At 45.3% G+C, this 11,527-nt stretch carries 11 protein-coding genes; 9 read left to right on the top strand and 2 right to left on the bottom strand.

The genetic code is table 11. The features are described 5' to 3' along the window. Positions 1–39: 39 nt before the first annotated feature. Positions 40–333 carry a protein kinase domain-containing protein gene (locus tag AC3A14_RS22155; RefSeq protein WP_318735247.1) on the bottom strand — a complete coding sequence of 98 codons (294 nt, stop codon included), beginning with the start codon at positions 331–333 and terminating at the stop codon, positions 40–42. A 197-nt stretch (positions 334–530) separates the two neighbouring features. Between AC3A14_RS22155 and AC3A14_RS22150 the strand changes: the two genes are divergently transcribed. The 6 genes from AC3A14_RS22150 (at position 531) to AC3A14_RS22125 (ending at position 5,403) form a co-directional block, all read left to right on the top strand. Continuing rightward, complete coding sequence (locus AC3A14_RS22150; RefSeq protein WP_318735249.1) at positions 531–677, top strand: hypothetical protein; 147 nt, start codon at positions 531–533, stop codon at positions 675–677. Between the two features lie 148 nt (positions 678–825). After that, positions 826–1,668 carry a YaaW family protein gene (locus tag AC3A14_RS22145; protein WP_318698929.1) on the top strand — a complete coding sequence of 281 codons (843 nt, stop codon included), beginning with the start codon at positions 826–828 and terminating at the stop codon, positions 1,666–1,668. Continuing rightward, complete coding sequence (locus AC3A14_RS22140) at positions 1,665–2,909, top strand: O-antigen ligase family protein (protein ID WP_318735254.1); 1,245 nt, start codon at positions 1,665–1,667, stop codon at positions 2,907–2,909. The genes AC3A14_RS22145 and AC3A14_RS22140 overlap by 4 nt, the downstream gene beginning before the upstream one ends. A 34-nt stretch (positions 2,910–2,943) precedes the next feature. Next, a complete protein-coding gene (locus AC3A14_RS22135; RefSeq protein ID WP_318735257.1) occupies positions 2,944–3,570 on the top strand; it encodes a Uma2 family endonuclease in 627 nt (208 codons plus the stop codon). 40 nt (positions 3,571–3,610) lie between these two features. Continuing rightward, positions 3,611–4,525 carry a serine hydrolase gene (locus tag AC3A14_RS22130; protein ID WP_318735260.1) on the top strand — a complete coding sequence of 305 codons (915 nt, stop codon included), beginning with the start codon at positions 3,611–3,613 and terminating at the stop codon, positions 4,523–4,525. 50 nt (positions 4,526–4,575) lie between these two features. Then, the gene (locus AC3A14_RS22125) at positions 4,576–5,403 is read left to right on the top strand and encodes a hypothetical protein (RefSeq protein ID WP_318735263.1); all 828 of its coding nucleotides are present in this window, start codon (positions 4,576–4,578) and stop codon (positions 5,401–5,403) included. 55 nt (positions 5,404–5,458) lie between these two features. On the opposite strand, the gene hypE is transcribed toward AC3A14_RS22125, so the two are convergent. Beyond that, complete coding sequence (gene hypE / locus AC3A14_RS22120; RefSeq protein ID WP_413039164.1) at positions 5,459–6,523, bottom strand: hydrogenase expression/formation protein HypE; 1,065 nt, start codon at positions 6,521–6,523, stop codon at positions 5,459–5,461. A 282-nt stretch (positions 6,524–6,805) separates the two neighbouring features. Here hypE and AC3A14_RS22115 point away from each other — a divergent pair, with 282 nt between their 5' ends. The 3 genes from AC3A14_RS22115 to AC3A14_RS22105 all read left to right on the top strand — a co-directional run bounded on the left by AC3A14_RS22115 (position 6,806) and on the right by AC3A14_RS22105 (position 11,240). Continuing rightward, entirely contained in the window at positions 6,806–7,537 is a 732-nt protein-coding gene (locus AC3A14_RS22115) for a DUF928 domain-containing protein (RefSeq protein WP_487779165.1), read from the top strand. A 69-nt stretch (positions 7,538–7,606) separates the two neighbouring features. Continuing rightward, the gene (locus AC3A14_RS22110) at positions 7,607–9,844 is read left to right on the top strand and encodes a CHASE2 domain-containing protein (protein WP_318735270.1); all 2,238 of its coding nucleotides are present in this window, start codon (positions 7,607–7,609) and stop codon (positions 9,842–9,844) included. Between the two features lie 139 nt (positions 9,845–9,983). Further along, on the top strand, positions 9,984–11,240 hold the full coding sequence (locus AC3A14_RS22105) for a DUF3747 domain-containing protein (RefSeq protein ID WP_318735273.1): 1,257 nt from the start codon (positions 9,984–9,986) through the stop codon (positions 11,238–11,240). Positions 11,241–11,527 lie beyond the last annotated feature (287 nt).

Raw genomic sequence — 11,527 nt, 5'->3', positions numbered from 1 at the left:
CTTCGATAAGGTAATGATCGCCTCGATAACTGGATGGGACTACTTGGTCGATGCCTTATTAAGCGCAACTTCATAGAGAAATGGTATAACATCTAAATGCACTAACCCTTTTTTATGGACAGCAATTAAGGCTTCTCCAATTTGGCGAATATAGCACAATGCTTCTTTTTCCGGTAAAACTTTCTGGTTCAACTCCTCTAAACTTACCTTGGAAATATATTCCATAGGTAGACAAACCAATTCATTTCCATAACTATCCGTTTCTATGAATTTTTCATCAATCATTTTAACGACATGGGGATGATCGCACTGGCCTAATCTAGTCGCTTCCATATGTAATTTTTTATTTAAATATTTGATTTATTTTGGTGTTTTAGGCGTGTTTTTTTCATCAAACATCTTCAATGCCTTAGAAACGTCGAGGAAAAACGACCATGATCTAATTCTTTTTCAATGGTGTATTGGCCGTTTTCTCCGACTTTATCGTCTTTGTTCCACACCATAATGAGTTATCCCCTAACATAACAAAAATGATGAATTATTGTATCCTGTTGGAGTCCTGGCACAATTGGGCTGGTCAAGGAAAAATGGTGGCAGTTGATTATACCCTGGCTTGTGGTGTGCGAGGAAGGAGGGGAATGGCAACCCTACCCGTGGTTCAAGGTCTGGCCAGCTAGGGATGGCGATCGCACGGTAAAATGGAAAGCGGACTTCAACTCAACTCTAAAATTTTCAATAGTATTAACCGTTTTCAAATCATCTTTACTGTAGATTCTATAAATAATCGGAGTTGACCGCCCCCCCAATTCAGTTGAGGTAAAGAATGTGGATGAACTAAGAGCAGTCCTAGAACTAGCCACAGAAGAAGAGTTACAGCAGTTAACCCATCTGCTATTTCAGCGTAAACTAAACCCCCTAGATTATGTGTATACCCCCGATCCGATCGCGGTTCAAAGTCAACATCGCCAACAGTGGATTGATACCATAGAAGAGCGCTTCCAATTCTTAGCTGCTGATGGCTTCACGGTTTTACGGGGACAAACCCAAACGATTACCTATCGCCAAGTCCTCCTTCAAGTCTGTCGCTATCTCAAACTGCCCTATTCTCAGGAACTCTCCACTACAGAATTAGAAGCCGAAATCTTTTTACACCTGATTCGTCGCTCCTGGAAAAAGCTACCAGCCGAACAAAAACGGGGCTTAAAAGAGCGTATCCGGAAAGCCCTTGCAAAAGCGGATTTTGCCGAACCCCTACCTTTATCGACCCAGAAAGACCCGATCGCTGTGTTTCTCAAAGGGGGATGTGCCTTAGCCGTCAATTCTGTGATTCGGCCTCTGTTAGTGCAAAAACTGGCCCAACAATTTGCGCTCCATTTTGCTGCCTACCAAGCCGCGAAACAAGCTTTGGTGCGCGGGGGAGCGATCGCCGCGACTAAGATCCAATCCCAAATTATTCTGCAAAAAGCCACCCTCGGTATGGCGACTAATGCCGCTCGCTACGGAGCAGCCAGAACCCTGTTTGCCGTCCTAGGACCGACCCTGTGGGCCTGGTTTTTCGCCGATCTGGGCTGGCGAGCGATCTCCACCAACTACAGCCGTATCATTCCCATGATCTTTGCCCTTGCCCAAATTCGACTCACCCGCTCCACCGCTTGGGAAATGGCATGACCTCTGCATCTAACCAAAGACCCTGGTTTTGCCTGCAAGGTTGGTTGGCAACCTTCGTTTTTAGCCCCTTATTCGGATTACTCTTGGGGCTAGTCTTCTTCTTTGACATGGGACGCGATCGGGGAGAAACTGCCCTACGTCGCCCCCTCACCCAAGCCTCGATCATTTTTGCTTTAGGCTTAATCTTGACGTGCTTACTAGCAGAATTTCCAGGGGAAGCAGCCCTCGGTTTAGCTCATTTTCTGCCCTTTATCCTGTTGTTGGTTAGCCTCGGAGAGCTGATCGGCACATCAGGTCATCTGCGCCGAATGGCTACCTGGGTCGTCTTTTCTTCTCTCCCAGTCGCCATCATTGGCTTAGGGCAACGGTTTTGGGGATGGTCAGGGCCCATCCGATGGCTGGGTATTGTCATTGACTGGCCCCTAACTGCAGGTGGTATCCCTCCCGGCCGCATTTCTTCCATATTTGGCTATGCCAATGATTTAGCCGCCTATCTCGCGATCGTTTGGATACTCGCTTTAGGATTATTGCTAGAGAAACGACCCAAAAAACGGTGGTTTTGGATCGGCTTAGGAGTGACCACCGTTTTAGATGGCATGACCTTATTTCTGACCCATTCACGCAATGCCTGGGCGATCGCCGCCTTAGCCGTTTTAGCCTATGCTCTCTATTGGGGATGGCGCATCTTAGTCGCCGCAGTGATGGCGGTCTGTGGACTTATCCTGTGGTCGGCTTTTGGGGTCGATCCATCCCGCCAATGGGTGCGGATGGTAGTCCCTGCCTATATTTGGGCTAGGCTCACCGATGAGATGTTTCCCGATCGCCCCCTAGCGCAACTGCGATCGACCCAATGGCAATTTGCGATCGACTTAGTCCATCAACGCCCTTTGGTTGGTTGGGGACTGCGGAGTTTCTCCCCACTCTATGAAACCCAAATGAACTATTGGATCGGTCATCCCCACAATTTACCCTTAATGCTCCTGGCGGAAATGGGTATTCCTCTAACCATTTGGTTCTTCTGTTTAGTTACTTGGATCTTAGCCAAAGCAACCCATCTCCTCTCCCGATTGCCCCATCAAACCGAAGGCGCAATTTTATTCAGTTATCTTCTTGCTTTCGCCGGAATTAGCCTCTTTCATCTTTTAGATATTACCCTGTTCGACTCTCGCATTAATTTCCTCGGCTGGTGGCTCTTGGGGTCAATTTTAGGATTAGTGTATAGCACGGGGTACAGAGAATAAGAACTAGAAATTTGAACTTTGAGAAAAGCGATCGATGATTCAAGCTAAAGCCGAACCCAAAGTATACAGTTTTGATCAATTTATAAGTTGGTATCCTGAAAACTCAGAAGTCCGATACGAATTGCATGATGGAGTGATTATCGAAATGCCCAAGCCCAAGGGGAAACACTCTGATTTAACAGGTTCCCTGATCGAGCAACTCTTGATCGCGATTCGGCAGATGGGCAAAGGAGGGATTTGGACAATTCCGAGAGAATCCATTGTCAAACCCACAGGGGACAAATTAGGTTATGAACCGGACATCATTGTTTTGAACAAAGACATTATGAGTACGGAATCTCGGTGGGAAAGCGAATCTATTATTCAACATCCTGATTCAGTCCAATTAATTGTTGAAGTCGTTTCTACAAATTGGCGCGATGATTACTACAATAAACTGCGAGATTATGAGGAAATGAGTATCGAAGAATATTGGATTATTGATTATGCCGCCTTGGGGCCGAGAAAGCTGATCGGCAATCCTAAGCAGCCAACCTTTTTTGTTTGTAGCCTGGTTGATGGGGAATATCAGATGACTCCCTTTACTGAAGATACTCCCATTGTTTCTCCCACTTTTTCCCAGTTCAATTTATCTGCACAGGAGATTTTTAACCTAGTTTAACTAAGAGACTGTACCCTCGAACCGAAATCAACTCATTCAAATGACTTTTTTCCACAAAGATAAAGACTTAGCCCATCTGGGATATCAGATCCTGGATAATACTTGGACAGCTTTTCCCCAACTGAGCCAAGATCAAGTGGCGCTCACTTGGATAGTTTATGACCCTCCTATTTGGGTAAATACAGGAGGAGCGCTATCGGCTGAAGAGTTCTGGAAACACCCGGTGAGGGGATTTGAATATCGAGGAAAACAGGCGATCGCCCCTGCACATTTGGTCACCCTGTTTTATTTAGTCGCTATCTATGAGTGGTTGGAAACGGGTATGGCTCTTCCTAGTGCAGAATTGGAACGAGCCATCCAAGATATGATCCGCGATCGCAACCCTGATGCTACCAGTTTAGTCCTTGATGTGTTGACCGGAACAACAAGCGGACCAGAGTTTTCCGGCGGCCCCTTTGAAACCTGGAAGTCCCAACGTAATATTGTTAATCGCTATTTTCAGTCCTTGGGATGGCCAGAATTAGAGTCTATTAATGTAAACCAAAAGAATTGGACGTATGGAGCTTATGGGCGCGATCGCCTATTTTTAGGCCCTCAGATGGAAAACCAAAATCGCTTAACCACCAATGCCACCGCTCGCCTACTACATAGTATTATCGGTGGCGTAGCCGTTTCCTCCAAATCCTCTCAGGAAATGATGGCCTTGATGCGCCAGACAATTGACCCTAATCTAGACTCTATCCTCGGTTTCTTGGGTCAAGGTCTACCGCCAACCGCTACTCTATGGTCAAAATCGGGCTTAATGGGAACGTTGCGCCATGAAAGCGCCTATATTGAAATGGGGGATAATCTCCGGCCCTACTTACTGGTCATTTTTACTGAACAAAGCCAAAATATTCACCTCCTGCCCTTTATTTCCCAGCAAGTGGTAGCCGCCATGGGCAATCTAGCTTAAGATATCCCTGGAGCGAGTATCCGTTTCATCGAGGAGAGACATTCATCATTATGGTTTTAAGGCGTATTCATTTATATTTATTGCTTAATCTGGCGGGTATTCTGGCGATCGCCCCCCAACCCACATCAGCCCAAACTCTAGGAGAAAATCCGACTAAATCTCAAGGGTATGCGCCCCTAGAAGCTCCCTATATAGCCCCAGAAATTCCCGTAACCCCCACTGCCATTAGTCCAGAAGCCTTTGAAGCGACACTCGATACAGTAAGCACTCAAACCCTTCCTACTCCTAGCTTCACCTCTCCTCAACAAGTGAAAGCCACCTCTGACTATGAAGTCCCAGGACAAGGAAGTACAAATGCCCAAGGACTCGGAGAAACTAACATTTCTGGACAATTCGCCCAAGCTCCAGAAGGTCAGAATAGCTACTCAGTTGAACGTCGGCGATACGAACGTTCCCAATACTATAACGGCTTTAGCTATATCGGTTTAGGGGGAACCATTGGCTTTCATGGTGAATCTTCTCTCGGTAGTTCTGGAGGTACATTGTTAACGCGCGTTGCCTTTACCGAAAATTTTTCCTTCCGTCCCTCGGTCATTATCGGTGATGGTACGAGCATCACGATTCCCTTTACCTATGACATTCCCTTCAGTCGCGAAGCCTACGCCCCCCCTGTTACCCTCTTCATCGGTGGTGGGTTTGGTTTAGACCTAAAAAATGGTACTCATGGGCCCTTAATTACTACTGGCATCGATGTGCCCTTTAGCAATAACTTTACATTTAATGCCACCTTAAATACTGGCTTTTGGGATGTGCGTGCTGTCGATTGGGGCTTAACCTTAGGAGTTGGGTATAACTTCCCCGGTTTGTTCTTCCGCTAATCAATAGGCATAAGAATCGCTTATGTTCCTGCCCACTTTGCCTGCCACTCATTACTCAACAAATTCGAGGTAACTGTTCACCACTTAGCCAATCCAGAATCCGATTGGCACCAATTTGACTTTTGAGACTAACTAAACCAGAAGGTTCAGAAACTTCTGGTTCACCGACTTCCCCAATCATCCATCCCCCCTCCTTTGCTTCTGAAGTTTCCCTTAACACTGATAGCGTTAAGTCCACATCGGACTGGGGAATAAAAGCTACAAATCGCCCCTCATTGGCAACATAAAGAGGATCAAAACCCAGAATTTCACAGGCTCCACGCACATCCTCCCGAACTGGAATTAAGGATTCATCAATCTGCAAATTCAAGCCTGAACTAAGGGCAATTTCATTTAAGGTGCTAGCTAATCCTCCTCTGGTTAAATCCCGCAAACAATGAATGTTAACTCCTGCTTCAAGTAATTTCAGCACTTGCCTGGCCACAGGAGCCGAATCACTCTCAATGGTAGTTTCAAATTCCAAACCTTCCCGCACAGCCATGATAGCGATCCCATGTCGGCCTAAATCCCCATTAATGATGATGGCATCTTGCGATCGCACCTGTTGGGGAGAAATCTGGCTTGGTGACTCAATCACCCCTACACCAGAGGTGTTAATAAACATCCCATCTCCTTTTCCTCGATCGACGACCTTAGTATCACCGGTAATGATCTGTACTCCTGCCTTCTGTGCAGCTGCTTGCATCGATCGCACGATGTGCCAGAGAGTCTCCATAGATAACCCTTCCTCCAAGATAAACCCTGCACTCAGATACAAAGGTCTTGCTCCAGCCATAGCTAAATCATTGACTGTTCCATAAACCGCCATTGAGCCAATATCGCCCCCCGGAAAGATCAAGGGATTAACGACATAGGAATCTGTAGTAAAGGCTAGGCGATCGCCCTTAACTGCAAATACACTAGCATCATGGGAAACATCAGGACGGCCGAAAACGGGTAAAAACATCTGCTCAATAAGCTGATGCATCAGTTTTCCACCCCCTCCGTGGGCTAAGAGTACCTGGGGATATTGTTGAATAGGAATAGGACAAGAGAGGGAAAAATCCGGCGAAGCAGCCATGTTCATAATTATGATAGGAATGCAATTAGATAACCTGGAACTGCGACTGATTTCTAAGCGTCTTCTCATTGAGATGTTCCAGTATCAGGTAAATTTGAACTATACCTAAGTTAAATTACCTTATCTTATTACCCTCAATGTTTAGCACATGATGGTTCCTGGGACAAAGATTAAGATAGATAGAAAAGAAATTCACTTATCCAGTGAAGACTTTACTTGTCATCCTATCCCAGAGTAGAGAAATAGACCTAACTGTTTGCCTAAAGGAGATGTATTCACGCTATGGACTTTAAACGCTTTCCTTCCCCCCTAAGATTTCTGACCGTTATGCTCGCTCCTCTTCTCTTCACTCCAGGGGCGATCGCCCTAGAATTTCCTGATACCAGTGGAGGGGGCGCTCCCAGAGGAGGAAGTGTTGGGGGAGGAGTGAGAGGATCTTCAACTTGTATCATTCCTCAAAATGGACTCTCCTTAATGGCTCTAAGACCAATTGAACCCGACAATTATGTAGGTCAAACGGCTAGTGATACCCCCACCATGTTCTTTTATGTGCCTAAAACTGAAGCAGAATTGGCGGAATTTGTTTTAATTGATCGGCAAGGCAATGATGTCTATACGGAGAAATTAGAACTCTCCAAAGATGGAGGTTTAGTCAAGGTAACGATGAATTTACCTGAAGCAATGGGCAATTCAACCGAATATACCTGGCTATTTGCCCTAATTTGTAATCCTAGCGATCGCACGATTGATGAATCCATTCAAGGACAGATTCAGCATGTTACCTTAGATCCAACGGTAATGGCTGATTTAGAAGAAGCTCAAGCTCAAGAAGACCTACTCAAACAAGCTGAAGTACTGGCTGATGCAAAAATTTGGTACGATAGTGTAGCGATCGCTGCTCAATTAAGGGATCTCGATACCCAACCTTGGGAAAGTCTCTTAAAATCCGTTGGCCTTGATAAGTTAACCCAAACGCCAATGCTTTTCTTAGAAAGAATTACCGGAAATCCTTAGTATCATTAGGTATTGTAGGGTGCAGATTAACAGACAGCTTAACTGAAGACTACTGTAACCCTGGGCTCTATGTGGCAAACAATTAAAGATTGGTTATGGCAACAGCGAGGGGTATGGATCGCCACCCCTTCAGTGGCTCTATTTGTCATTTTTTTGCGGCTAATGGGCACATTGCAAGGAGGAGAATGGGCCCTATTTGATCTGTATATGCGTTGGCGACCTCTAGAACCTAGCGATGAGCGCATTGTCATTGTCGGTATTAATGAAGCTGATGTACACGCGATCGGCCAAGCCATTATTCCCGATCAGATTTATGCCGATCTGCTCCAGAAGCTAATTGCCATGGAACCTAGGGCTATTGGTTTGGATATTTACCGGGATTTACCCGTTGAACCTGGCCATAAAGCCCTAGTCGATATTTTTGAGAATACTAATTATTTGATTGGGATTCAAAAGGCCGTAGGAGATGACGATCGCGATCGCGTTGATCCACCTCCAGCCCTAAAAGCCAAAAATCAGGTAGGAGCTAACGATTTATTGCCCGATGCTGATAGTAAGGTACGTCGGGCTTTAGTGTCTCTCGATACCCCAGAAGGGGAAACGATTTATGGTTTGCCTCTTTATCTAGCCTTACTCTATCTCAAACCAGAAGGGGTTTCTCCTGAAACTGTAGCTAACCGGACGTGGCGGTTAGGAAAAACCATCTTTTCTCCCCTAGAACCGAAGGTGGGAGCATATTTGGGTGAAGCTGAGGGGGGATATCAGTTAATGCTTAATTATCACGGTCCCAGTGAGTCTTTTGAGACAGTTTCCCTGATGGATGTTCTAGAAGATAGAGTACCCGCACATTGGGCAAGCGATCGCATCGTTTTAATTGGTGCAGTGGGAGAGTCCTTTCAAGACATCTTTCCCACACCCTATACCATTACTCCCTCCCAACGGATGGCAGGAGTGGAAATTCACGCTAATATTACCAGTCTGATCCTGAGTTCGGCCCTAGAAGGACGACCCCTAATTCAAAGTTGGAATGAGATGGGGGAGAATCTGTGGATTCTATTCTGGGCCTGGGTTGGAGCTGTTTTAACCTGGAGATTACGCCACAGTGCAAGCCTGAACTCATCAACCATTCGTAAGGCGATCGCCCCTATTGCCACTATACCCTTGTTAATCGCCACCACCTATGGAGCCTTTTTAATCGGATGGTGGTTACCTATACTACCCCCAATCATGAGTTTAGTTGGCTCGTTTGTTGCTATTACTACCTATATTGCCCGTAGTGCCGGAGATATCCGTAAAACCTTTGGCCGCTATCTGAGTCAGGAAATTGTTTCTACCTTATTAGAGCATCCAGAAGGCTTAAAGTTAGGCGGTGAACGACGCAAAATTACGATTCTCACCTCCGATCTACGAGGGTTTACCGCTCTGTCTGAGCGCCTCTCTCCAGAAGAAGTAATTAAAATCCTCAATTTTTATCTGGGCTATATGGCTGATGTGATTACCGAATATCAGGGAACCATTGATGAGTTTATGGGGGATGGGATTTTAGTCCTATTTGGCGCTCCCATTCCCCGTGAAGATGACCCTCAAAGAGCGATCGCCTGTGCTGTTGCCATGCAACTCGCCATGAAACAAGTTAATGTGCAGATGAAAAAATGGGGACTATCTTCCCTAGAAATGGGAGTTGGCATTAATACCGGTGAGGTGGTGGTCGGTAATATTGGTTCTGAGAAACGGACTAAATATGGCGTAGTTGGCTCTCAAGTGAATTTAACCTATCGTATTGAATCCTATACCACGGCTGGTCAGGTTTTAGTATCTGAATCCACCTTAGTCGAAGCTGGTCCAGAGGTTAAAATCAATGGCGAGAAACAAGTGACCCCCAAGGGAGTAAAAACTCCGATTACTATCTATGATATAGGCGGTATTGGTGGCCCCTATCAACTTGATTTACCCAAAGAAGAAGAGAATTTCTTTCGCTTATCCCAAGCCCTTCCCCTTCAGTATGCAGTGTTAGAAGGTAAAAATATTAGCGATCGGGTCAATCAGGGCCAGTTGATTGCCCTCTCGGAAAAGGGCGCAATCATTCTTGTAACTCCAGAGTTGGCCAATCAAATTCCTTCCGGGTTAACCAACTTAAAAATTAATTTCTTTAAGGATGCTCAACCAGAAAACCGTGAAGATGTTTATGCCAAAGTACTAGACAACCATCGATCTAAGGATCAATTCTCCATCCGATTTACGTCCAAACCCCCTCCTGTGGAAGCCAAGTTAAAGCACTTATACGAGGAGATCTCTAAAAGCGCTTAAGTGACCTACCACAGACAGCTCTCAAACTGTCACATACCCTAGAAACAAGTTACGGATGTCCTTCGACTGAGGAGGTACTGGAGAAGAGAACGTCTCTCTTGTACACTGCTTAAATTAAGTCTAATCAGTCGCAAAACTTATGAAAAAATCACTGCTCTCTCGTTTCGCTGCTATTGCTACCACTACTGTAGTTGGAATGACAACTTGGGTATCTACAGCTCGTGCCTTTTTCGATCATAGCGAAGTTCAACAAGATAATTTTATCGCGATCGCTGCACCACGAGGCACAACTGCTCACCAATTGCTCATTTTGGAACAAAAATCCAACTCCCGTCAATGTTGGAGTGAAAGTGGCCAAAGTCCCACCGTTGTTAATCCTCTTTTACTCAATTTTGACTTTACCGGTATTTGTGGTCGAAGTACCGATAGTAATGGATTTTCCATCCGGGTTGACAATCAGGATCTGGCCCTCCAGTACAGTCTAAGAATTGTCAATCGTAATAATGATTTAGTCTTAGTTGGATCATCCAACACTCCAGGAGGACCAGAAATAGAAATTGGTCGAGCCTCTGGTGCGACTTCTGATTTTACCAAAATTTATCTTAACCCTGGTTGGCGCTTTGCGAAACGCTCCTATCAAGGTCAAACCCTGGGCCATGTTTACCTTCTCAACGATCAACAATTGAGTTCCTTGATTGGGACATCTCCCAATCCAGTTGATCCTAATCCAGTTGATCCCAATCCCATTGATCCTAATCCTCCCGCACCTATTACTCCCAGCTTTAAAGATATTGCGAATGATATTTATGCCAGCGAAATCAATGAAGCAGTCAATATCGGTTTTATTTCTGGCTTTGCTGAGGATAGTACCTTCCGTCCCCAAAATCCCCTCACACGCGAACAATTAGTATCTATGGTTTTAGAATCCCTCAAAACCATTCCTGGCACTAATGTCAATATTCCTACGAATATTTCCACGACCCCCTATCCTGATGTCACTTCCTCTCGATGGAGTGCCGCCAAAATCCAATGGGCAAAAGACAACAATATTGTCAGTGGTTACACAGATGGTACATTCAAACCGGCTCAATCAGTCACCCGTGCAGAATTAATGGCAGTTCAACGCCGTGCAGCGGAGTTTGCCCGTAAAACCAGTGGTTTGAATCCCGAGATCCAAGGCAAACAAAATCCGCAATCATTTAGTGATCTTGATAATCATTGGGCCTCTGATTTGATTACCCAAATGTCTACTTATTGCTCTGTGGCTTCCCCCTTAAATGAATCGGGTAATCAGTTTATGCCCAACGATAACGCTCGCCGAAACTATGCAGCAGCCGCAACCTTGAGGATGCTCAATTGTGTGAAATCGGATATTCCTACCGCTTCTGCTCAGTAATCTCTGTACTTCTAAAGATGGTCGACATAATTGAGGAGGGAGCAGAACAAGCTTCCTCCTCAATTATGTCGCTTCGACTAACCATTTTGACAACTACAGAGGAAGACTTCCTGACTCATCCCCTCATTAGCCTAGCATTCAGCACTGTAGGACAGTTCTGAAAAGAGCTGATTAAGCATTTGGACTTATTTCGATTTCAGGAGACACTCAAATATCCTCACTAATTTTTATCAATCCCAAATTTTCAAAATCTTGTCAAGGCTTACCCTGCATAGGCTGTAGCGTTT

This window comes from Roseofilum sp., from assembly GCF_982964205.1.
Note: the sequence above shows the minus strand (reverse complement) of the source record. Positions and strands in the feature narration are given on the sequence as shown.